At 43.1% G+C, this 22577-nt stretch carries 19 protein-coding genes and 7 tRNA genes; 16 read left to right on the top strand and 10 right to left on the bottom strand.

The window, feature by feature from the left end; translation table 11 throughout:
- Positions 1-5 precede the first annotated feature (5 nt).
- The 7 genes from DFP79_RS16370 to DFP79_RS16340 all read left to right on the top strand — a co-directional run bounded on the left by DFP79_RS16370 (position 6) and on the right by DFP79_RS16340 (position 646).
- Positions 6-81 (top strand) — tRNA-Asn (locus DFP79_RS16370).
- A gap of 2 nt (positions 82-83) precedes the next feature.
- Positions 84-160, top strand: a tRNA-Pro gene (locus DFP79_RS16365).
- A 24-nt stretch (positions 161-184) separates the two neighbouring features.
- Positions 185-260 (top strand) — tRNA-His (locus DFP79_RS16360).
- A gap of 14 nt (positions 261-274) precedes the next feature.
- A tRNA-Lys gene (locus tag DFP79_RS16355) sits at positions 275-350 on the top strand.
- A gap of 38 nt (positions 351-388) precedes the next feature.
- Positions 389-464: transfer RNA gene (locus tag DFP79_RS16350), tRNA-Asn, on the top strand.
- Between the two features lie 2 nt (positions 465-466).
- Positions 467-543 (top strand) — tRNA-Pro (locus DFP79_RS16345).
- A 27-nt stretch (positions 544-570) separates the two neighbouring features.
- Positions 571-646 (top strand) — tRNA-Lys (locus DFP79_RS16340).
- Positions 647-844: 198 nt separating this feature from the next.
- Here the strand turns inward: DFP79_RS16340 and DFP79_RS16335 are convergent.
- Positions 845-1747, bottom strand: a complete 903-nt coding sequence (locus tag DFP79_RS16335; RefSeq protein WP_133505015.1) for a LysR family transcriptional regulator — start codon at positions 1745-1747, stop codon at positions 845-847.
- 164 nt (positions 1748-1911) lie between these two features.
- On the opposite strand from DFP79_RS16335, the gene DFP79_RS16330 reads away from it, so the two are divergent.
- Positions 1912-2505 (top strand): FMN-dependent NADH-azoreductase, encoded by a 594-nt coding sequence (locus DFP79_RS16330; RefSeq protein WP_133505014.1) that lies wholly within the window; start codon positions 1912-1914, stop codon positions 2503-2505.
- A 117-nt stretch (positions 2506-2622) separates the two neighbouring features.
- Here DFP79_RS16330 and chrA read toward each other — a convergent pair whose 3' ends face one another.
- The 3 genes from chrA to DFP79_RS16315 form a co-directional block, all read right to left on the bottom strand.
- Complete coding sequence (gene chrA / locus DFP79_RS16325) at positions 2623-3786, bottom strand: chromate efflux transporter (protein WP_166637722.1); 1164 nt, start codon at positions 3784-3786, stop codon at positions 2623-2625.
- Between the two features lie 66 nt (positions 3787-3852).
- Positions 3853-4935, bottom strand: a complete 1083-nt coding sequence (gene mutY / locus DFP79_RS16320) for an A/G-specific adenine glycosylase (RefSeq protein ID WP_133505012.1) — start codon at positions 4933-4935, stop codon at positions 3853-3855.
- Positions 4936-4972: 37 nt separating this feature from the next.
- Positions 4973-7342 (bottom strand): AsmA family protein, encoded by a 2370-nt coding sequence (locus DFP79_RS16315; RefSeq protein ID WP_133505011.1) that lies wholly within the window; start codon positions 7340-7342, stop codon positions 4973-4975.
- Positions 7343-7527: 185 nt separating this feature from the next.
- Here DFP79_RS16315 and hisB point away from each other — a divergent pair, with 185 nt between their 5' ends.
- The 3 genes from hisB to hisF are packed head-to-tail and all read left to right on the top strand — an operon-like array spanning position 7528 to position 9602.
- Positions 7528-8121 carry an imidazoleglycerol-phosphate dehydratase HisB gene (gene hisB / locus DFP79_RS16310; RefSeq protein WP_013659789.1) on the top strand — a complete coding sequence of 198 codons (594 nt, stop codon included), beginning with the start codon at positions 7528-7530 and terminating at the stop codon, positions 8119-8121.
- 9 nt (positions 8122-8130) lie between these two features.
- Positions 8131-8793 (top strand): imidazole glycerol phosphate synthase subunit HisH, encoded by a 663-nt coding sequence (gene hisH / locus DFP79_RS16305; protein WP_133505010.1) that lies wholly within the window; start codon positions 8131-8133, stop codon positions 8791-8793.
- Positions 8794-8828: 35 nt separating this feature from the next.
- The gene (hisF, locus tag DFP79_RS16300; RefSeq protein WP_133505009.1) at positions 8829-9602 is read left to right on the top strand and encodes an imidazole glycerol phosphate synthase subunit HisF; all 774 of its coding nucleotides are present in this window, start codon (positions 8829-8831) and stop codon (positions 9600-9602) included.
- Between the two features lie 92 nt (positions 9603-9694).
- Here the strand turns inward: hisF and DFP79_RS16295 are convergent, their stop codons facing one another.
- Positions 9695-10291, bottom strand: a complete 597-nt coding sequence (locus DFP79_RS16295; protein WP_133505008.1) for an SCO family protein — start codon at positions 10289-10291, stop codon at positions 9695-9697.
- A gap of 195 nt (positions 10292-10486) precedes the next feature.
- Between DFP79_RS16295 and gshA the strand changes: the two genes are divergently transcribed.
- The gene (gene gshA, locus DFP79_RS16290; protein ID WP_133505007.1) at positions 10487-12076 is read left to right on the top strand and encodes a glutamate--cysteine ligase; all 1590 of its coding nucleotides are present in this window, start codon (positions 10487-10489) and stop codon (positions 12074-12076) included.
- A gap of 100 nt (positions 12077-12176) precedes the next feature.
- Here gshA and ppnN read toward each other — a convergent pair whose 3' ends face one another.
- From ppnN to DFP79_RS16275, 3 genes are all read right to left on the bottom strand, one after another.
- Positions 12177-13553: a nucleotide 5'-monophosphate nucleosidase PpnN gene (gene ppnN, locus DFP79_RS16285; protein ID WP_133505006.1), complete on the bottom strand. Its 1377-nt coding sequence runs from the start codon at positions 13551-13553 to the stop codon at positions 12177-12179.
- Between the two features lie 166 nt (positions 13554-13719).
- The gene (locus DFP79_RS16280; RefSeq protein WP_133505005.1) at positions 13720-14199 is read right to left on the bottom strand and encodes a peroxiredoxin; all 480 of its coding nucleotides are present in this window, start codon (positions 14197-14199) and stop codon (positions 13720-13722) included.
- A 95-nt stretch (positions 14200-14294) separates the two neighbouring features.
- Positions 14295-16268 (bottom strand): methyl-accepting chemotaxis protein, encoded by a 1974-nt coding sequence (locus DFP79_RS16275; protein WP_133505004.1) that lies wholly within the window; start codon positions 16266-16268, stop codon positions 14295-14297.
- A gap of 695 nt (positions 16269-16963) precedes the next feature.
- Here DFP79_RS16275 and DFP79_RS16270 point away from each other — a divergent pair.
- The 3 genes from DFP79_RS16270 (at position 16964) to DFP79_RS16260 (ending at position 19560) form a co-directional block, all read left to right on the top strand.
- The gene (locus DFP79_RS16270; RefSeq protein WP_133505003.1) at positions 16964-18379 is read left to right on the top strand and encodes an aminotransferase-like domain-containing protein; all 1416 of its coding nucleotides are present in this window, start codon (positions 16964-16966) and stop codon (positions 18377-18379) included.
- Between the two features lie 212 nt (positions 18380-18591).
- Positions 18592-19002, top strand: coding sequence for an energy transducer TonB (locus tag DFP79_RS16265; protein ID WP_133505002.1), 411 nt, complete (start codon positions 18592-18594; stop codon positions 19000-19002).
- 33 nt (positions 19003-19035) lie between these two features.
- Positions 19036-19560 carry a DUF501 domain-containing protein gene (locus DFP79_RS16260; RefSeq protein ID WP_133505001.1) on the top strand — a complete coding sequence of 175 codons (525 nt, stop codon included), beginning with the start codon at positions 19036-19038 and terminating at the stop codon, positions 19558-19560.
- Positions 19561-19635: 75 nt separating this feature from the next.
- Here the strand turns inward: DFP79_RS16260 and DFP79_RS16255 are convergent, their stop codons facing one another.
- Entirely contained in the window at positions 19636-19923 is a 288-nt protein-coding gene (locus tag DFP79_RS16255; RefSeq protein ID WP_133505000.1) for a hypothetical protein, read from the bottom strand.
- Between the two features lie 187 nt (positions 19924-20110).
- Positions 20111-21592: a glycerol kinase GlpK gene (gene glpK / locus DFP79_RS16250; protein ID WP_133504999.1), complete on the bottom strand. Its 1482-nt coding sequence runs from the start codon at positions 21590-21592 to the stop codon at positions 20111-20113.
- Positions 21593-21777: 185 nt separating this feature from the next.
- Here glpK and DFP79_RS16245 point away from each other — a divergent pair, with 185 nt between their 5' ends.
- Positions 21778-22542, top strand: a complete 765-nt coding sequence (locus tag DFP79_RS16245) for a DeoR/GlpR family transcriptional regulator (protein ID WP_133504998.1) — start codon at positions 21778-21780, stop codon at positions 22540-22542.
- Positions 22543-22577: the final 35 nt, after the last annotated feature.

Raw genomic sequence — 22577 nt, 5'->3', positions numbered from 1 at the left:
GTTGTTCCCTGATAGCTCAGTTGGTAGAGCAAATGACTGTTAATCATTGGGTCACTGGTTCGAGTCCAGTTCAGGGAGCCATTCGGAGTATAGCGCAGTCTGGTAGCGCGCCTGCTTTGGGAGCAGGATGTCGGGGGTTCGAATCCCTCTACTCCGACCACTAATTTTAAGTTTCTGGTATATGGTGGGCGTAGCTCAGTTGGTAGAGCTATGGATTGTGATTCCATCGGTCGTGGGTTCGAGCCCCATCGTCCACCCCATTACCTTTATAGTTGGGTCGTTAGCTCAGTTGGTAGAGCAGTTGACTTTTAATCAATTGGTCACTGGTTCGAATCCAGTACGACCCACCAACTATACAATATTGATATTTCCTCATATTCTGATTAATTCCCTGATAGCTCAGTTGGTAGAGCAAATGACTGTTAATCATTGGGTCACTGGTTCGAGTCCAGTTCAGGGAGCCATTCGGAGTATAGCGCAGTCTGGTAGCGCGCCTGCTTTGGGAGCAGGATGTCGGGGGTTCGAATCCCTCTACTCCGACCATCGAATATATCTAAATATCAAAAGAATGGGTCGTTAGCTCAGTTGGTAGAGCAGTTGACTTTTAATCAATTGGTCACTGGTTCGAATCCAGTACGACCCACCATTCTTTTCTCGATAGTTTCTTTTTTTTCCTTTCGCAACACACTTTATCCACAACCTTAAAAAATTCTATTCCACATTATGTGTATAGAATACGTCCTTATGCACACCTATTCAGCCTTTTATCCAATTAAATGAGTGGAAACTCAGTTTTTTACAAACTTAGACCCACTTTTCAAGCTAGTTACTTTAATAACAATAATTAAAGTGCTTTTGGGCAACGTCTGCATGAATGTTGAAGCAGCTCCACAAATAAGCGTGTTGCAGGCCCTGTTCTTTCGCCTTTTCCAAAAATCGCAAACATTTGAAACTTACGCTCCGTTCCCGACACCAAATTCAAAGGCGCTAATGCATTTTCTTCAATTAAAGAATGTAAATCAGCTTTAGGCAACCAAGCAAACCCGATCCCACTCGCTACTATTTCAATCGCCGACTGAACACCAGATACCGTCCAACGTCTATTCGACCCTAGCCAACCAGCATCTTGGGAAGTCTCTGTTGCTGAATCTCGTATCACAACCTGAAGTTCCCTTGCGAGTCGTTCGTTATTAATGGCTTCTCTTTCTCTGTGGAGTAAATGATTAGGAGACGCAACCGCAATCATCTCAACATCAACAATCGGATCCGCAAGATAACCTTTTGGAACCAGCGATGTTAATACCAAATCAGGTGAACCGTTCTTTAGCTCTTCTTCGGCACCACTCAACACAACTTCTTTAAGTTGAACTAAGGTTCCTTGGCTTTGAGGTTCAAACTCTTGAAGCGCTCTCAACAATGCGGGAGTAGGAAATGCTTCATCAACAACAAGCTCAATTTCAGGTTCCCACCCCTGCCCCAAAGTATGAGCAAGCTCTTCTAGATCAATCGCCTCTTTCAGAAGTTGCCTAGATCGTCGAAGCAACACTTCACCACGTTCCGTCAATTGCGCTTTTCTACCTTCAATTGTCAGTAACGGATACCCCAATTGCTCCTGTAACTTGGCAACGGTATAGCTAATAGACGACTGACTTTTGTGCAAAGCCTCAGCAGCTTGAGCAAACCCACCTTTATCAACAACAGCCTGAAGCGCTCTCCATTGCTCTAAGGTCACTCTTGGTGCTTTCATAATCGTAAATACTCTTCTTATAGTGACGTCAGATCATATCGCATAATTCGATATTTTTAGTCGAAATAATGCTCTTTATTATCGATTTTTTGTAATCTAATATAATTTACATTGAAAAAGACAAACATGTTGCACTCGCAGCATTCATTAACATGGAGAAGATCATGGCAACACTTTTACGAATCGATTCAAGTGCATCAGGCGACGCTTCTAAATCTCGTCAATTAACTGACAATTTTGTTGAACAATGGTTAATTAAAAATCCTAACGGCACAGTTGTTGTCCGTGACGTAAACGCAAACCCACTGCCTCATTTTACAAGTGAGACATTAGGCGCATTATTTACAGCAGAAGAAGAACGTACAGATGAGCAAAAAGCCATCGTTGCTATTGGTGATGAGCTAATTGAAGAAATCGAAAGTGCCGATGTCGTTGCGGTAAGTGCCCCAATGTACAACTTTGGTATTCCTTCAACACTAAAATCTTATTTTGACTACGTCGCTCGTGCTGGTCGTACATTCAAGTACACAGAGACGGGACCAGAAGGTTTACTTAATAAAGACGCTTATATTTTCGCAGCGAGCGGCTCTTTCTTAGCTGACTCACCAGTGGATCATCAAGTGCCTCATATCAAAACATTCCTTGGCTTCATTGGCTTAAATGTCAAAGAGACCTTCATTGCTGGTGGACAAGCAATGGGAGAAGTCGGAGAAGAAGCTTTCGCTGAAGCGAAAAAACAAATCGCCGAAGCGGTTTAACTCCTGCTTCTGAGCTCTAAGCTCTAAGCTCTAAGCTCTAAAAAAAGCGGCATAAGTCTCATTATGTCGCTTTTTTATTAAACGATGAAAACGATTCAGAATCCGGAATACGCAGAACTAAATCAACAGCATTCGCAGAGCCGCCCAAGCACAAAATATCAAAACAAGCTTCCACACTGCCCACTTGAAACGACTGCTCGCCATAAAAACAGCACACACTACAATGGCATCGTAAAAGTGACTTACACTCGTTAATATAATTGGATCAATTAAAGTCGCTGCCAACAAACCAACAACACTGGCATTTATCGCTACAACCGCCTTTTTCAGCCCTTTTTTGGCTGACCAGTATTGCCAATAGTAGGTACCGACTAACATAAGCAACAACCCCGGTAAGAATATCGCCAAAGAGCTTAATATTCCCCATAAAATGACATCACCTTCCGGCGCGGCGGTAGCACCAAGATACGATGCAATCGTAAACATAGGTCCGGGAACAACCTGAGCGGCAGCGTAACCGACCAATATGTCGTCAGTACTTTGAATGCCTGACAATGCGTCTGTTACAAGAGGCAACACCACATGCCCACCTCCAAAAACCAAAGCGCCCGCTTGATAGAGGTTCGCCAAGTACGCGCCCAAACGATCACTAGAGAGATCAGTTAATATAAAAGAGCACAAAAACAACACAACAAACAAAGCTAACGACGCCAAGCCCAACACCCTAGAAGAGCTTAGATTAAACGAAGTTTGTGGGGCTTCTAGCTTCAAAAAGGCACCTACAACGCCAGCCACAGCAACAAGAATGATCCCAGAATACCCATAAGGCCAAACCAATATAAATACAAAAGCAACAATCGCAATGCTCCGCGTTTGAATACATGAAACGAAACTACGAGCCATACTGATAACGGCATCCAACACGACAACAATGGCCAATAACTTTAATGCTGTAATGAGCGAAGAGACAAAGGGAATTGCTATAAAGCTGCTACCAAGTGCAGCGAGAAGAATCATCACGATAACCGAAGGAGAGGTAAAACCCAAAAACGCCGCCATACCGCCCAACAGACCCGCACGCTTAACCCCTATGGCAAATCCAACTTGGCTGGAACCCGGCCCCGGCATAACCTGACTCAGAGCAACCCATTGAGAATATTGCTGTTCGTCACACCAACGAAGACGCTCAACAAATTCTTTTCGAAAATACCCAAGATGCGCAGCAGGTCCGCCGAAACTTGTACAACCTAATAGAAAAAATCGCCAAAACACATCCAACACGGGCAACCTCACTTTCTAGATAAAAATTCGCATATTCAAAGATGTTTGTTCATTAAAGCTGTGAGACTAAATAAGCAACGTATCGCCTCTTTCAACAGACTCTAAGATACGCCTTACTGGAGCTGGAAGCCCAAGCTCTAACGACTCATCCATTGAAAACCAGCGGTACTTATCCGATTCATCCACACAAAAGCTTACCCCATTTGCAATCGAAATAAGGCTTGGAGCAATATCAAGATGATAATGACTAAATGTATGACGAAAAGGTGACAAAACAGTGACGGATTCGGTATCGCACTGAAACCTTTGCTCTGCCTCTAGAATAATAGACGCATCACTGTCGAACTCCGGCAAGCTCCACAGACCACCCCAAATCCCTGAGGCAGGACGCTTTTCGAGCAGCACCTTACTGCTACTTTTCAACACAACAAACTGAGCCGACTTAACGGGTTTAGCCGCTTTTTTAGGCTTAGAGATTGGAAATTGCGTCGGCTCTGCTGTAGCAAAACCAGCACAATCATCCATTAATGGGCACTCATGGCATTTTGGTTTTGAGCGAGTACAAAGCGTTGCCCCAAGGTCCATCATTGCCTGAGTGTATTCTCCACAACGTTGATTGGGCATATAGTAGCCTGCAATATCCCACATTGTGTTTTCCGTTTTTTTCTCACCGGGCCAAGTCGCAATAGCATGGAATCGAGCCAATACTCTTTTAACGTTACCGTCCAATATGGCCGCCTGAACGTCTCTCGATATAGACAAAATAGCGGATGCCGTCGAACGGCCAATACCGGGCAGTTCACACACACCCTCCACGGATGCAGGAAACTCTCCATCAAGTTCATCCACCAGCATGTTCGCCGCTTTATGCATATTTCGAGCACGAGCGTAATAACCAAGCCCGCTCCAGTGAGCTAACACATCGTCCTGCTTAGCATTCGCTAAAGCGTAAACATCCGGAAATGACTCCATAAATTTTTCATAATAGGGAATCACTGTCGCAACTTGAGTTTGCTGCAACATAATTTCAGAGATCCAAACTCGATAAGGCGTTTTATTTTTTTGCCAAGGAAGGTTTTTTCGACCATGCAGATCAAACCAAGCCAGTACTCTAGGAGCAAAATTCTCAACTGTATTTACGACTTCCACAATTCTCTCTAAACATTCTCAAAGTACAAAAAATTGATTAAAACAGGCTTTTCAGCCCATTTTTCAATTCATCTTTTAATTTCTGTTTTAACTCTTCTTCCTTAGCTTTCTTCTTTTCTTCCGCTTTTCGTTTTTCTTCTGCCAGTTTAGCCTCTAACTCCGCTTTTGCTTTCGCTTTTTCAGCATCCAATTTTTCTTTGGCTCGAGCTTTTTCTTTGGCAATTTTCACTTTCGCTTTCTGCTTTTCAGCGGCAAGTTTCGCATCCAACTCAGTCTTGGCAACTTTTTCAAACAGTCGACCAAACCCTTTGATATCAGGGCGACATAACGTCGCAGGGTCACTGTCAAACGCGCCTTTACAAACGATAGGGAAAGCCAATGAACGGTAGACGCGTTTAATTTGACACGCTTGATCCACATCACTTCCCACAATACTGACATCAGCCTGATAATGGATATTCTGTTCAGGTAGCGAAACTTCACCATCGCCAGTAACTTGTATGCCAACCGCTTTAATTTTTAAATCAGGAGTAGAGACCACGCCATTTACGACATGAGCAGGAAAAGTAAGGCTTTCAAAAGGAGTATCTTCACCAAAAGCGGTTTGATTCACATCTTTACCAGAACGCGTACTCGCAATACCTTCACACACGGATTTCGTTAGGTTCATACCTACCAGAGCGCCATCTTTCACTTCCACCAGCAAATCACCATTTAATTGATTCATTAATTCACTGATTCGATTACCACTGGTATGCAGATCACCTGACGCAAACGTTGCACCTTTCACTTTATCGAGTTCCATAAAGTCATTTAATAAAGGATAGATTTGAACATGTTCAATATTTGGTGAGATCGATATCTTTGGCGTATCAGAACGTACATCTAACATTGCATTTAGGTTGGCTCTGCCTTCATACAAGCCAACAAAAAGAGGATTAAGCGTTACCAACCCGTTGCTCTGTACACTGGTCGCTGAAATTTTATCGATTGAGAGATTCTTTGCTTTTAGATTTTCAAACGAAAAATCCACTGTGCCATTAAGTGTACGCAAAAGTTCGACAGGGATTAAATCACTTTCTTGCACTTCCTCACCACTGGCCTCTGTGCTATCTGGATCCGTTTTATTATCCCCTTCCACATTTGGCGGTAAGTAGCGATCTAAGTCCAACGTCTTGCCTGCGACAGACACATTCCAAGAGAGTGGCGTAAACTTCACACTTGCATTTGCTTCAAGTTGCGTCTCATCTAGTCGCATCGAGATGGGTTGAACTTTCACAGCATTCGCGTCACCTTCAAGACTCAGCGTCAATTGCAATGCAGATAACGTTGTTTCATCTGCCATCTCAGGCAAGGGGAGCGCTAACTTATTTAACAACTCTCGCGGAGAAAACTCAGCCACATTCGCCGCTACACTAAATTGAGGCTTAGAAAGCAACTCGAACACTTTAATCTGAGACTCTAATGAAACACCTAAGCTATCAAGACTTAAGCCATCAATAATCAAATTTTCCTGTGGGAGATCAAGCTCAAGTTGACGAATTTGGGCATTAGCAAGCAAAGGTGAAATAGGCAACATTGCAGCTTCAGTACGCGTCTTTACAATCAAGTCAGATAGAGCCAATCGTTGATGCTCAGGAAAAACAGTTAAATCCGCCCCCAAAGACAAACTGTGCGCGATACTCTGCTGTTTCCCATTCGCCTCTTTTGGCAATACACCTTCAAGCTTTATATCAAACTCCAACGGCCACGCGTCGCCCCATCTTACGTTACTTAAGTTGGTATTAAACATCGCTAGCAGATCCATACCACTTTGTTTATCTACAAAGCGTACTTGGGCATCGACCAGCTCAATTTTTTCAATATTAATATCTGGAATGGTAAAAGCCGACGGCGTCTGAGCGGCTTTGGCTGCATTTGGAGTGACTACATCAGTTTCAGAAGGCATGTTTGCTGTAGAAAGTGCTGTAGAAGATGCTGTAGAGGATTGATTAGACGCCTGTTTTTGACTGTCCGTTTTACTGCCCAATTGCCAGTTGCCCTTTCCCTCTTCATCCATCACTAGATCAGCCTTCAAGCCAATCAGACGAACAGTGTCTACTTCAATTTTTTGCTGTAATAAAGGCAGCACAGCCAACCTAAACTCAGCCTCTTCGAATTTGGCTAACGTTGATTCGCCTTTCGCCGCCACGCCGATGTCATTAAGTTCAACTCCTAACCAAGGAAAAAAAGACCAGCTGATATCGCCATCGATTTTTAGATCAATATTCGCGTGTTTATCAACGAGAGAAATAAGCTCTTTTTTAAAATCATTCGGGTCTACAAATATCAATACGTACCCAATCCCACCAAGGACAAGAGCCAAGAGAAATACCAACACGAACAACAAGCGCTTAACCCAAACCATCCTTTTATACCCTCAGACAAAATGACTGCGCAAATTGTAGCATTTTAGGATTGATTAATACGTATCATAGGCGGATGCGATGAAAAACCTTATAGCAGCGCAGACAGATGCACTTTATAATGTCTCCTTATTGTCATTTGTCCGTCGTGAATAACCACGCGGGTTGAAAGCGGAGACCTCCTTACATGTCCAGTCGGATTGCCAGCGTTGAGCGAAACACCTTAGAAACTCAAATAAAAGTCACCATCAATCTAGATGGAACCGGTGAATTCAAATGTGAAACAGGCGTGCCCTTTTTAGATCATATGCTTGATCAAGTCGCTCGCCATGGTTTGATCGATCTGGACATTCATGCGGTAGGTGATTTACATATCGATGCTCACCACACTGTAGAAGACTTAGGCATTACATTAGGTCAAGCTTTCTATAAAGCAGTCGGAGACAAGAAAGGCATTCGTCGCTACGGACACGCTTATGTTCCACTGGACGAAGCCCTATCTCGCGTTGTCATCGATTTTTCAGGCAGACCTGGCCTAGAAATGCATGTGCCTTTTACTCGTGGCAGCGTGGGTGGCTTCGACGTCGATTTGTTCTCTGAATTTTTCCACGGTTTTATCAACCACGCCCAAGTTACGTTACATTTAGATAACCTGCGCGGAAAGAACACTCATCACCAAGCAGAAACTATCTTCAAAGCATTCGGTCGCGCACTGCGTATGGCGTTAGAAGTAGACGAAAGAATGGCGGGGCAAATGCCGTCCACTAAAGGTTGTTTATAAGGCAAGTATATGACAAATAAAACGACTTCAACCGTTGCCGTTATCGACTATGGAATGGGTAATCTTCATTCCGTTGCAAAAGCACTGGAACACGCTGCCGATGACACAACAAAGGTCATTGTCACCAGTGACCCAGCACTCATAGACGCAGCAGATCGCGTACTGCTACCGGGTGTTGGCGCTATTCGAGATTGCGTTGGCGAAATGCACAAACAAGGGTTGGTTCCCACTATTCGAAAAGCAATGCGAGAGAAACCATTTCTGGCGATCTGTGTAGGCATTCAATCTCTCATGTCTCACAGTGAAGAAAACAAGGGCGTTGACTGCTTAGGCCATTTTGATGGCAATGCCTTGTTCTTTGGTGAAAACCACAAAGACAACGCAGGACAAAAGCTTAAAGTTCCTCACATGGGGTGGAATCAAGTTAACCAAACCATTGATCATCCACTTTGGAAGGACATTGACTCCGGCGCACGTTTCTACTTCGTCCACAGTTACTTTGTGGTCCCTGAACATGCATCAGAAGTAGCCGGCACTTGTGAATACGGGCATGAATTCTGTGTTGCGCTTGCTCGTGATAATGTCTTTGCGGTCCAGTTCCACCCAGAGAAAAGCCACAAAGACGGTCTGCAACTGTACAAGAACTTCATCCATTGGGATGGAAAACCTTAGCCACCTTTCTAAAAACACGTATTAGGAACCTATTCATGGGCTTAGCAAAACGTATTATTCCTTGCCTTGATGTAGACAATGGGCGCGTTGTGAAAGGCGTACAGTTTGTCGATATTCGAGATGCCGGCGACCCAGTGGAGGTAGCAAAGCGCTATAACGATCAAGGCGCTGATGAGATAACCTTCTTAGACATCACAGCAAGCTCTGACGACAGAGGCACGACGATACACATGGTTGAAGCCATTGCCTCAGAGGTCTTCATTCCTCTGACCGTCGGCGGCGGCATTCGTACCTGCGACGATATTCGAAACATGCTCAACGCGGGAGCGGATAAAGTAAGCATCAACACGGCTGCTATCTTCAATCCAGAGTTCGTAAAAGAAGCCGCAGAGCGTTTCGGCTCTCAATGTATCGTCGTTGCAATCGATGCCAAGAAAGTCAGTGAAGAAGGCGAAACTGACCGATGGGAAATCTTTACCCATGGAGGCCGTAAGCCAACAGGGATTGACGCCGTAGAGTGGGCCAAAAAGATGGTTGATTTAGGCGCCGGTGAAATTCTGCTTACCAGCATGGACCGTGACGGCATGAAGAATGGCTTTGATCTTGGTGTCACTCGCGCCATTAGCGACGCTGTACACGTACCTGTTATCGCATCAGGAGGCGTCGGAAATCTACAACATTTAGTCGACGGCGTTACAGAAGGGAAAGCCGATGCCGTACTTGCAGCGAGCATCTTCCACTTTGGCGAATACTCCATTCAAGAAGCAAAAGAAACCATGCAGGCTGCTGGAATTGAGATGAGACTTTAAACTCTCTTCGTTCCAATCTATGGATAAAAATTAAGCGCTGAATTATCGATTTAATCCAGCGCTTAATTATCTTACTAAAACTTGGTTATTACTTAACCCGCAAGCGCCGTTTTCAAAATCTCGGCAATCTCTTCAGACGAAGAATCATGGAACAGATACTCTTTAATTTGGTTGTCCTTACCAATTAGATACAGTTGGGCGCTGTGATCAACCGAATAGCCCATTGACGAGTCTGGCATATCCACAAAGCGGTAAAATGCGCCGTATTGCTTCACCACCTTATCGATGTTTTCCTGAGTATCGGTCGCACCTATAAAATGTGGATCAAAGAAACGAACATATTGTGAGAGATGTTCTGGTGTATCTCGCTTAGGGTCAACGCTGATAAAAATGGTTTGTATTTGGCTTCGTAGATTATCGGGGAGCTGTTTCAAAGCAACTTTCACATTTGCCAGCGTCAAAGGACAAATATCTGGGCAATGAGTGTAGCCAAAAAACACTAACTTCATTTTATCTGGAAAATCACTTAGAGAAACCGTTCCTTCCGATGTCATTAAAGTAAAGTCTCCCCCGAGGCGAGTACTTTTTGCCTGACTTCTATTGTTTTCTTGTATAAACAGTGTGGTAGCCAAAATGGCCAATATCAAAACGGCGAACGCCCAATATACGGATTTTGTTTTCTTCAACATATCGATTTTGCTCACTTGCATTAAGAGGTAGCATTTAGTCGCTAATATGCACAATATCCTACCATGAACCGATATTGTTGTTGGACGGCAATCTGTGAGGAATTTAGGAAGCCTGCTGTCAAAGTCTTGCTGAACGATTCCCATGCCAAGTACAATCAATGCCAACTACAAACGACTAATGGGAAGGATTGTTCCTTGACCAAATTAACCGATGCTTTAGAAGCTTTATCGACCCATCTTACAAATAATGATCTATCGGCGATTCAATTTCATCGCGGAGTAGAGCGCGAAGCATTGAGAGTAAATGCCGAAAATGGAAGAATTTCCCAGCATCCACACCCTGAAAAGCTGGGGGCAGCACTGACTCACGATTCAGTCACTACAGACTACTCTGAAGCACTGATGGAATTTATAACGGGCGTCCATCCCAGTGTAGAAGGTGTAATCAGTGAACTTGAGTCCATTCACCACTTCACACAGTACACGCTCGCAAAGCAAAATGAATATTTATGGCCCGGCAGCATGCCATGCAACCTGTCAGACAATTCAGAAGTTCCCATTGCGTACTTTGGTGAATCAAATACCGGTAAGCTAAAAAGAGTATATCGAGAAGGCTTATCGAATCGGTATGGACGTATCATGCAATGTATTGCGGGAATGCATTATAACTTCTCATTTGATGATGCGTTTTGGCGTTATTTAGCCGACTATAAACAAGCTGATATATCGCAAGAAGGCGCTCTTAAAGAGTTTAAATCCTCTCAATACTTCGCGCTAATTAGAAATTTCAGAAGAAGTTCTTGGGCCTTGTCCGTGCTATTCGGCGCTTCCCCTGCCGTAGACACTAGTTTTTTAGACAAGAAGCCTGACGACCTTGATGAATTGAACGAGAAGACATGGACAGGAAAAGAATCGACCTCTCTTAGAATGAGTGATTTAGGTTATCAAAACAAGGCGCAGGATGGCCTCTACGTCTGTTATAACGAAGTCGATACGTATATCCAGACAATTAAAGAAGCTCTTAAAACGCCTTATCCAGCGTATCAAAACATTGGAACAAAGGTCGGCGGCGAATACAAACAGCTCAGCTGTAATTTATTACAAATCGAGAATGAGTATTACAGCGATATCCGTCCTAAACGGGTGACAATGGCAGGCGAACATCCTAGCGCAGCATTGCAAAAACGCGGTGTAGAGTACATTGAAGTACGCATTATGGATTTAGACCCAGAGTCGTCAATTGGTATGACACAAGACACTCTGTATTTTCTAGACACGTTTTTAGTATATTGCGCATTACGCGGCGATGAAAAACTCACTGGCGATGAATGTGCTCGATTACGCACTACTCAGCAGTTAATTGCAAAGCACGGTCAAAATTTGAATTACGAATTCGATTTCGGACACGGCCCTCGAACATTGCATTCACAGTTATCAAGTTTATTAGATGAGCTTTTACAGGTTGCAGAGTTTTTAACCCGAAAAACAGGCAACACACACTACACTCGAGCAATTGAAGAACAAAAAGCAAAACTTGAAAATCCAAAACTTTTGCCATCAGCTAAGCTACTTACATCCATTTTCCAAGAAGGCAGCTATCAGGCAGCCATGGAAAAAATTGGACAAAGTCAGCAATCAATCTGGCTAAGCAACCCTCCTTCTGCCGACATACTGAGTCAATTTGAAGAGAAAGCAACAAGCTCTCTTCTAAAGCAACAGGAAATCGAAAAATCGGATCAGGTCGACTTTGACTCGTTTCTAAGCGAGTATTTAAAACCTCAATAGTAAGCGTTTAATCTGACAGCCCATACAAAAGGGGCGTGGTACCTATATTTCAACAATATGTGGCACACGCCCCTTTTTCTATCCAAACAAATACGATTCACTATTCATCAGCAAGTACTTTATAACACGGAACATACGCACTACCAGGCAGCTTCATACGTTGCTGCACCACAAATGCTTCTAGAAGCGCATCCAGCTTTTTAAGTAACTTTTTGTCGCCGTGGATTTCAAACGGGCCATTCTCCTTAATATACTGCACCCCTTGTGCTTTCACATTACCAGCAACAATCGTTGAGAAAGCACGACGTAAATCCGCTGCCAACAAATGTTTTTCCTGATCATAATGAAGATTAAGCTCTCTTACATTTTCATGTGTTGGCTCAAATGGATGCTGAAACTCTTCAGGAATGTGCAACATCCAATTGTAATAGAACGCATCATGGAATTGTTTGCGATACTGACGAACTTCTTCCATCCCTTCTTTCATAATCTGTGCGACTTCCATTTCATTGTCGATCACAATTTGATATTTGGCCTGTGCTTCTTCACCTAACACATTTCCTAAGAATGCGTGAATTTGCTCGAAATACGCGGCACTCTCTTTTGGACCAGTAAAGACGAGAGGGAAAGGAATATCCTTGTTTTCAGGGTGCATTAAAATACCAAGAATATACAGAATCTCTTCGGCCGTTCCTGCTCCACCCGGAAAGACAACAATACCGTGGCCAGTACGAACGAAAGCTTCTAACCTTTTTTCGATATCAGGCATAATAACGAGTTGATTCACAATCGGATTAGGCGATTCCGCTGCAATGATGCCGGGCTCGGTCAACCCAAGATAAACTCCGTCAGTAATGCGTTGCTTAGCGTGCGCTATCGCCGCACCTTTCATCGGCCCTTTCATCGCGCCTGGGCCGCATCCAGTACAAATATTTAGTTCTCGCAGCCCTAACTCATGTCCTACTTTCTTCGTATAATCGTATTCATGACGCGCAATTGAGTGCCCTCCCCAACATACAACCATATCCGGTGTGCGTATTCGTCTAAATACGTTTGCATTACGCAGCAATTCAAATACAACGTTGGTAATTTTGTCCGAACTGGCAGTTGCTAGGCTTCGCTCTAAATTGTATTCATGAAAAGTAAATATAATGTCTCGCAGTACACTAAATAACATTTCGCGCACACTGCTGATCATCTTTCCATCTACAAACGCACTGGCAGGCGCGTTGTCTAATTGGAGCTTAACGCCTCGCTCCTGCTGAACAATGGATATTTCAAACTCTTTAAATTCTTCCATGACGGCAGCGGCGTCGTCTGAGTCGCTACCACAATTAAGAATGGCCAAAGCACAACGTCTAAATAGATCATGCAGCGCACCCGATCCTACAGACAATCGAGTAATCTCATCTTGAGAAAGTATTTCCAACGCTCCTTTCGGAGCCACTAAAGCATTAACGCGATCTTCCAACAGCATAATCGCACTCCTTCTCGTATGTTATTGTCTTACTTAGATTTTGGTCGTAAATCTCAATTTTTCAAGTCTGAATAAAATTATGGTTCTAAATTGCGTATCGAAAGTAGAGCAAAAACCAACGCTCTAAAAAGACAAAAGCCGCTAAAAAGCGGCTTTTGTCGGATCTTTAAATTTGGCTGAGTACATGTTCAGCTGAACTGATTTTGTATTCTCCCGGCTCTTCTAGCCAGAGATTACTGACGATGCCATTATCAACCAGCATGGCATAGCGTCGACTCCGTACACCAAGCTTAGCGGTAGAAATATCCAACTCTAAACCAAGCGATGTCGTTAGTTCAGCTAACCCGTCTGCCGCCATCACCAAGTTTTCTGCGTTATTTGCTTTACCCCATGCATCCATAACGAATACATCATTCACAGATAAACACATGATCTCATCAATGCCTTTCTCTTTAAAAGCATCATAGTGCACAACAAAACCGGGCAAATGGCTGATACTGCACGTAGGAGTGAAGGCCCCTGGCACTGCAAAAACAATCACTCGTTTGCCTGAAAAGAATTCTGTTACATCAACATTCTCAGGACCATGTTCGCCCATTACCTGAAACTGCCCATAAGGCATCATGTCATCCATTTGAATGGACATATATTTTCTCCGCGACAATTTTCTTTGTGTCTATATTACAGTAAAAAGCCACACAGGAGAAAAATATGCTGACAATCTAGCAAACATCTCACGCATTACATTTTAAACTGAGCGAGCAAATCTTTTTGTCTCGATGCGAGTTCTGAAACGGTATGGCAAGACTCTTGACCTTTTACAGCGCCTTCTGATGCCATTTCCGAACTGTCCGCAATTTCATGCACACTTTCATTTATTTCTTGTGCAACCGAGGACTGTTGCTCCGCTGCGGTCGCTATTTGCGTGCTCAGATCTCGAATTTCATTCATTAACCCTTGGAGATCGACTAATGCAATCCCCACATTTCTTGCTTCTTCAACACTTGAATACGCATTAGTGCGGCATATTTGCATACTAGAAACGGTTTCTTTCACACCTTGCTGCAATTGCCCAATAACCGTATTAATTTCCTCCGTAGAAGCGCGAGTACGTGTTGCTAATGTACGAACCTCATCTGCAACAACTGCAAATCCTCGCCCTTGCTCACCTGCACGTGCTGCTTCTATTGCTGCATTTAACGCAAGTAAGTTCGTTTGTTCGGCGATATCTTGAATCACTTCCAAAATACGGCCGATATTTTGCGAATGTTCGTCTAATCGATTAACAACATTGGTTGAAGATTCAATCTGAGAAACTAGGTTCTCGACTTCGCTAATATTGTGCTCCATCTTTTGACGACTATTGGCAGCACTTTCATCTACACCTTGAATTTTATGGAGTGTTACCTCCGCATTTTGGGCGACTTCATTTACCGTTGCAGCCATTTCAGTCATAGCAGAAGCGACAACCATGGTCTTTTCGCTTTGCTGCTTCATCATAGACTGAGTCATAACCGCGGAGTCATAATTTTCTTTTGAGGAACTCACAACTGCATTAGACGCTTGATCAATTTGCCCCATAACTTCTCGCAATTGATCAACTAAACCATTCACCCATTTCGCCAAATCACCAAACTCATCTTTGGTATTGATCTTGATGCGGGAGGTAAAATCCCCTTTTGCAACAACATCAAGAACACTCATAACTTGAGCAAGTGGCACACGAATGCTTCGACTAACCCAAAGCGCAACGGCAATGGCCAAAATAACCGATACAACCACGGTCACAGAGACAACGGATTTGCTTAAAGAGGCAGCATCAGAGGCTTCGTCTGTAGATTGTTTTTGAATGGCTTTAGCGTTATTAAGCAATGCTTCAACGTGAGATTGCATTTTTTTCATGCTCGTACTAAGCATCGCTGCCATCATTTCGGATTCCAAATCCAACTTAATAAAGGTGTATTCTTTATTGATCACACCTTCTTCACTTGAAACGGCATCAATTATCTCATTGACTAGCTCTAAAATAGAGTCGTCATTTAAGTACTGCATCTTCCCTTGCATAGCGGTGACATTTTTATTCATCTGATTACGTAAATCTTGCATATATTCAAGATCACTGTGATCAAAATAATCGCTGATCGTAAGGGCTAAGCTCTCAACCTGACTGCGAACATACGTTGCAGCAAATTTAACTTCGGAAGTTTCCCCATCTTCCACCAACATACCTAAGTCTTCGGCAGCGAACGACAATGAATCTTTAAGATCCAACTTTGATTCATTAACTTCTTCGTGAAGTGAAAGCATTTTTCTATGATTATTAGTCGCAAGATCGGCATTGCTAAAAAAGACTGATGACTCAGAATTGATATTGCTAACCAATGAGAGAAGCTCTGGATAGTGCGCTAACACAGTGGTTAGATTCGCCACTGATTTTTGAAAAAGCCCCTGATGCAATGCGTATTCTTGCTGAGCTGAATCAAGAGATTCGGGGGTTAGACTAAGTAGATACTGCAGTACCGATGAGTTTGCTCTTGATAATTCGTCATTCAATTTATTGCTCGACGATACGATCTCGGAGACTTCACCCGTTACTTTTTCTAGGCGCTGTTCGACCTTTGTAATTCCTGAAAATCCAGTGGCAGCGACGGTCAATAAAAGTGCAAGTAGCACTGTAAAACCTAACAACACCCGTTGGACGACTGATAACGACATATAGACACCTCTTAAATGAAGTATTGTGAGGAGCACCAGCAAAATTAAATAGGCACCCGCACATAGGAGAATAAAAAACGAACCAGCACTTATAATTATTTATTATCTGGATTACCTTCCTAGGTATTGCAACTCCAAAATACAATGTGGAACTTCATTCCAAACTGACATTAAACCCAGTGTATTCTGACCCTATAGTCAAATCTACATTTTTTTACATATAATACTGTCAAAATAGACTACGCAATTTACGAATCTGCCATTCTATCTAACCTACAGCCACAGAACCTTTCCTTAGGCGACCTTAAAACACACTTTTGGTCATTTAATCACCAATATTGTTAATAAGGTGAATTGACGACGACAAGAAAAGCGACATGATGGTCTCCGCATTTACAAAACGACATAGAAACGACTGCTTTGAAACGCCCTAGCAGGAACGTCATCATCGGTTTTTGTCATACCAAAAGTGTAGAACAACATTTTAAGAATTTATAAAAACGTCTACTCTTAGTGTTTTCAGATACATAGAGGTACTGTAACGGAAGTGTATTTTGACGGGCAAAAGTGAATTCGTTCTCACATGAGTGACTCTATAGAATGCTTCTCCTCTACGTAGAGTTCGTTTTCTGCATTTCTTTGTTTGCCCTTATCTGGTAAATTTTCCGATTCTGTTGTGATAGTTTAACTTTTATATGGACCTCCCTTTATACGAAAAGATTGCGGATCAAATCGAACTCCAAGTGAGAGACGGTATCTTCGCACCTGGAACAAAAATCCCATCGGTACGTAAATCCAGCAAACAACTCCACGTTAGTGTCGCAACTATATTACAAGCGTACAGCTTGCTCGAAGATCGTGGGATTATTAAAGCGCGCCCACAGAAAGGCTATTTCGTTCAAGAAACACTACTAGAAAGTGGTACATCAAATGAAAAAGCGCTTGCTCAAACAGATAAACCCATCGCTCAGCTGATAGAAACATTTTTGCAACAACATGCTGGCGAAGATATAACGCGGTTTTCCAGTTCCGTACCCAGTACACAGTTTTTACCCGTTAGACAACTACAACGTTCAGTTGGCCGCTTAATGCGGCTGGAGCCTGAAGTGTGCGTAGACTACTCAGAAGCACAAGGCAGTGAGCACTTACGAAGGCAAATCGCAATTCGTATGCTCGATGCTGGCTACAAAGTCCAACCCGACGACATACTCATTACCCTAGGCTGTCAGAACGCCATCATCCATTCATTACAAGCACTCACTAAACCGGGTGATTTTGTCGCAGTTGAAAGTCCAACGTATCACGGCATTTTACAAGCGCTGGAATTGCTCGAACTTAAAGCCATTGAAATTCCCTGTACTCACAATGAAGGGATGGATGTAAAGGCACTTAAAGCAGCAGCAGAAAGTCACACAATAAAGACGATCATTGTTACACCGAATTATCAAAACCCGACAGGGGCAACCTTATCAACAGAGAACAGGCAACAATTACTAAAATTAAGCACGGAAAAGTCGATCTCGATTATAGAAGACGATGTGTACGGTGAGCTTTGTTACTCTGATCATCGACCCAAAGCGTTACTAGCCGAAAATACGAATGCAGATATCACCTACTGCTGTTCATTTTCAAAAAGCATTGCTCCGGGGTTTCGGGTAGGTTGGATAATAAGTCCTTTGCATCAGTCGAAAATCGAGCACTTTTCATACGTTAGTTCCATTGCCACACCAACCCTGACGCAAACAGCAATCGCAAACTTCTTGGAAAACGGCGCGTATGACCGACATTTACGTAAAACGACATCCGTATACGAGGACAACCTCGGCAAGTGTATTAAAGCAATAAAGCAGTATTTTCCGGAGCAAACAGAAGTTTCTTCACCATTAGGCGGATTTTTATTATGGATAACGCTGCCAAATTCTATAAATGCGCTAGCATTACATGAAGATGCCATTCAATCAGGGATCGGAATTTTACCTGGCGATGTGTTTAGCCTAGGTCGTCAATTCAGTCATCACATAAGGATTAATTATGCGTTACCTTGGAGCAACAAGATCGAAGCCTGCTTAAAAGAGTTAGGAGAACTCTGTGTCAAACAGCAAAAAGGATAGCTTTCAACTCCCTTATTTTGACCAGAATAAGTTATTTCAAGAAACTGTAAATTTGCTAAACCTCGAATATAAGTATTCGTGATGTATTTAATCTCACAAATATTAAAATTCGTCTGTACAGCCAGAACAAAAAGCGTACAATTCGCTTTCATTTTTGAATACTCTGGCTTTTGGCCCATAACCCGAATTAAAGAATCATTTGGCTTGTTGCGATGGAATTTGTTGCACATCCTAGAGACCTACCATTAGAAATATCGGTCATTGATGATCAGGCGTTTCCCGCGCTGAGCTCTGACCGTATGGGGTTTGTAGGAATAACGTGTCTTGTTACAGAAAAATATTCGCAAGGTTGCTCTGTTCGAATAACACTTGCCGATATCGACCCTAACTTTTGTGTTACAGGCCGTATAGCTTGGTGTGACGCAGAACAAGGCGAATATCGAATTGCTATCGAATTTCCGGTCAATGATGACTGTTTTTGCGTTAGAATGATTGAGCAACTTTCTCAAATTGAACACTATCGCAGGCAAGCCAAAACGCAGGGACGACGCCTAAACTATAATGATGCGGCTGCCGAATGGATTCAAAAATTTGCCGCCAGCTTTCCTGCTTTCTTAGCGTAAACGCACCCACCTACCTACGATCAAACAAAGACTATGACCACACCTTTAAGTGCCGATGATATTGAAATCATTACTCGCCAACTTGGCCGAGCGCCAAGTGGAATTCGACGTATTGCTCACCGCTCTCCAAATGGCGTACCACAAGTTTTAGAAATGGAAACTTGGGTATTTAATCAACCCTTCCCAACGTTCTATTGGCTCTCCAGCAGCGCTATCGACAAAGCATTGGCTCGAATTGAAAGCCAAGGTGTCGTAAAAGAGTTAGAACAAAGAATCAAAGACGATGCCGATCTACGTGAGGCGTATCATAACTCTCATAAGGATTACATTGCTCGTCGTTGGGATGCGATGACTGAAGAGCATAAAAGCATTATTGAAGAAAAAGGATTTACAAAGTTATTCGAAGAGCTAGGAATTGGCGGTATCAAGAATTGGGATCAGATTAGATGCTTGCATATGCAATACGCACATCACTTAGCGGGTGAGAATATCGTCGGAAAAATCTTAGACGAAGAATATGGAATCCGAGCGATTGCCGACCAAGAAGGTCTGAAATAAGTACAAAACAATTAAAAACGGTAAGCCAGACTAACCTTACCGTTTTTATCACGCTGAATAACTGCGATTACTTCCTTACTCAGAAGTAAGCAAGGCTTTAAGGTCTTCTGCAGTATTCACTTTTGTCAAAGCCATACGAATACGGTTAAACGCATCTTTGGCAACAATTGGACGAGATGCATAGGTCGTTAACGCGCCACCTGTCCAACCAGCGAGCTTAAGCGCTTCTTTCTTAAAGGTATTTCCCGCCACACCGTGGCCACCTAACTTCATTAGCTCGTCTTCAATATCCAAATAACTAGGACGTTCAGCACCAAACTTCATAAAATCGTCTTGGTGAACTTCTGCGAATTCATTTGCCATATCTATCTAACCTTTCAAACTTTTTATTCAAACCATTATAAGCCCTAACTTAGCGATAAGCGAAAGTCAGAACAAGCGAAAACGTGTTTTAAATCGTAACTCAAATTTACGGTAGCATTAGACAACAAAGTCCACATAGGTATAAGAAAAGATTATAGAAAACTATTACTGCTTCCTGAGTTGGCCGCTAACTATTTGTCCGTATTCTTTCAACTGATTCAAGCCAACCATGATACAAGGTTTGACTTTTTTCTGGCGACATAGAAGGTGTAAATGCCCGATCCGCCAGCCATAGATCTGTAATTTCATCTAGAGAGTTAAACCATCCTAGGCGTAATGCTGCTAGGTATGCAACCCCTAAAGCCGTCGTCTCTGTAATTTTAGGACGTTCTACCGAAATTTCTAATATATCGCTTAAAAATTGTGCCATATAATCATTGACCGCCATACCACCATCGATACGAAGTGAATTAAAGTCAGCACCATCTTTTGCCATGGCATCAACCAAATCTTTCGTTTGATAACAGACCGAACGCAGTCCGGCGCTAACGATATCGGAAATTCCCGTATCTCTCGTTAAACCCACAATGGCTCCTCTCGCGTCTGCATCCCAGTAAGGGGCGCCTAACCCAGTAAAAGCAGGAACAAGGTAAACACTGTCGTACCGAGCCTGTTCAGCTAAGCTCTTAGTTTGCGAAGCATCCTCAAACAGCTTTAAACCGTCCCGTAACCATTGCATGGTTGCGCCTGCAACAAAAATACTGCCTTCCAGTGCATAGCTAACTTGACCGTTGAGACGATAACCGACCGTGGTTAAAAGTTTATGATTGGAAGTAAGAGGCTGTGCTCCCGTATTCAAAATCAAAAAACAACCTGTCCCATACGTGCTTTTTACCATACCGGGTTTAAAACAAGCCTGACCGATCAGAGCGGCTTGCTGGTCTCCTGCCACCCCATTTATAGGAACAGGTGCACCGAGCCACTTCTCACTAACAACGCCAAAATCATCACTTGAATCCATCACTTCCGGAAAGATAACACCCTCAAGTTCAAATAATTGAACCAACTCTTGATCCCAACACTGGTCGTGTATATTAAAGACCATAGTACGAGCTGCGTTTGTTGCGTCGGTCTTGTGCGTTTTTCCATCGGTCAATTTCCAAATCAGGTAGCTATCAACCGTTCCAAACGCCAGCTTTCCTTCCTTCAACAGAGCTTTCGCTTGAGGAGATTGTTCGAGCACCCAACGAATTTTGGTTGCGGAGAAATAAGAGTCTATCAACAAGCCCGTTTTTTCATGTACCGTGTTAGAAAAGCCCTTATTCACTAACTCCTGACAATACTCCGCCGTTCTTCTATCTTGCCAGACAATTGCATTGTAAACAGGTTCGCCCGTTTCTATATTCCATACCAGCGTTGTCTCACGTTGATTGGTAATACCAATAGAGGCAATCTGAGAGGCTGATATATTGGCTTTCTCCAGTACCGCCTGACACACTGACAATGTCGACGTCCAAATATCATTTGGGTCATGCTCTACCCAACCATCATTAGGAAAGTGTTGAGGAAACTCCTGTTGAGCTTGCTCTATTAACTCTCCTAGACGATTAAACAAAATAGCTCGGCTACTTGTCGTTCCCTGATCGATAGCAAGAAGGTAGTCTGTCATGACGATATTCTCTTTTTATTAATAATCGGCTTTACGCCTGCCAAGTCACTAAGAAAGTGGCTGAGTATGTTATTCTTATGGGCTTATATAAATCCAACACTATGTTCGAATTCGAACATAGTGTCATTAAAATATACTTTTAATTGGATTAGCAAGCTTTTTAGAAAATTGAGGGTATTCTGAATATGAGCCAAATGACTCGCCAAGACCGCATAGTGAAACTCGTAAAAGAGAAAGGCTATCTTTCCGTCGACGAATTAGCTCAAGCATTTTCCGTCACACCGCAAACAATCCGTCGAGATATCAACACGCTGGTCGATTCACATCAAATCAGACGACACCATGGCGGTGCCAGTTATGATTCCAGTACCACCAACGTCGCCTACTCGACAAGGCAAGCACTTCAACAAGACGCAAAACGCAGGATTGCAGCTCAACTCGCGTCAGAAATCCCTAATAACGCCTCGTTATTCATCAACATAGGAACCACAACAGAAGCCGTTGCAAAAGCACTTTTAAATCATGAAGGCCTTCAAGTGATTACCAATAATTTGAATGTCGCTGCAATCCTAAGCGTTAAGCCTGATTTTACCGTCATTATCGCCGGAGGCACGGTACGTTCTCGCGACGGTGGGGTAATGGGTGAAGCCACAATAGACTTCATTAATCAATTTCGTGTTGATTTTGGCATCATCGGGATCAGCGCAATTGACCAAGCCGACGGCTCCCTATTGGATTTCGATTATCAAGAAGTGCGCGTGGCTCAAACAATCATTGCAAATTCACGCAATGTATTTCTGGCGGCAGACAACGCAAAATTTGGCCGTCATGCCGTAGTACGCTTAGGTCATCTAGGCCAAGTAGATAAACTTTTTACGGATATTGAACCGCCAAAGCAAACTCTTTCATTAATGAAAGAGCACAAAGTAGAATTGGAAATCTGTCATTAAGACCCCTACTTAGCCAAGCCTCAAACGACGTATTA

Origin of the sequence: Marinomonas balearica, from assembly GCF_004362145.1 — a bacterium.
In the GTDB taxonomy this organism is placed as follows: domain Bacteria; phylum Pseudomonadota; class Gammaproteobacteria; order Pseudomonadales; family Marinomonadaceae; genus Marinomonas; species Marinomonas balearica.
The sequence above is the reverse complement of the archived record's forward strand: the minus strand, read 5'-3'. Positions and strand labels throughout refer to the sequence as shown.

Coding starts and splice junctions, on each gene's coding strand:
- DFP79_RS16330 (WP_133505014.1), top strand. CDS start 1,912: ATGGCAACACTTTTACGAATCGATTCAAGTGCATCAGGCGACGCTTCT.
- DFP79_RS16280 (WP_133505005.1), bottom strand. CDS start 14,199: ATGTCCATTCAAATGGATGACATGATGCCTTATGGGCAGTTTCAGGTA.
- DFP79_RS16265 (WP_133505002.1), top strand. CDS start 18,592: ATGGAATTTGTTGCACATCCTAGAGACCTACCATTAGAAATATCGGTC.
- hisH (WP_133505010.1), top strand. CDS start 8,131: ATGACAAATAAAACGACTTCAACCGTTGCCGTTATCGACTATGGAATG.
- DFP79_RS16275 (WP_133505004.1), bottom strand. CDS start 16,268: ATGTCGTTATCAGTCGTCCAACGGGTGTTGTTAGGTTTTACAGTGCTA.
- DFP79_RS16335 (WP_133505015.1), bottom strand. CDS start 1,747: ATGAAAGCACCAAGAGTGACCTTAGAGCAATGGAGAGCGCTTCAGGCT.
- DFP79_RS16315 (WP_133505011.1), bottom strand. CDS start 7,342: ATGGTTTGGGTTAAGCGCTTGTTGTTCGTGTTGGTATTTCTCTTGGCT.
- DFP79_RS16245 (WP_133504998.1), top strand. CDS start 21,778: ATGAGCCAAATGACTCGCCAAGACCGCATAGTGAAACTCGTAAAAGAG.
- hisF (WP_133505009.1), top strand. CDS start 8,829: ATGGGCTTAGCAAAACGTATTATTCCTTGCCTTGATGTAGACAATGGG.
- DFP79_RS16295 (WP_133505008.1), bottom strand. CDS start 10,291: ATGTTGAAGAAAACAAAATCCGTATATTGGGCGTTCGCCGTTTTGATA.
- glpK (WP_133504999.1), bottom strand. CDS start 21,592: ATGACAGACTACCTTCTTGCTATCGATCAGGGAACGACAAGTAGCCGA.
- hisB (WP_013659789.1), top strand. CDS start 7,528: ATGTCCAGTCGGATTGCCAGCGTTGAGCGAAACACCTTAGAAACTCAA.
- DFP79_RS16270 (WP_133505003.1), top strand. CDS start 16,964: ATGGACCTCCCTTTATACGAAAAGATTGCGGATCAAATCGAACTCCAA.
- DFP79_RS16260 (WP_133505001.1), top strand. CDS start 19,036: ATGACCACACCTTTAAGTGCCGATGATATTGAAATCATTACTCGCCAA.
- DFP79_RS16255 (WP_133505000.1), bottom strand. CDS start 19,923: ATGGCAAATGAATTCGCAGAAGTTCACCAAGACGATTTTATGAAGTTT.
- ppnN (WP_133505006.1), bottom strand. CDS start 13,553: ATGCTGTTGGAAGATCGCGTTAATGCTTTAGTGGCTCCGAAAGGAGCG.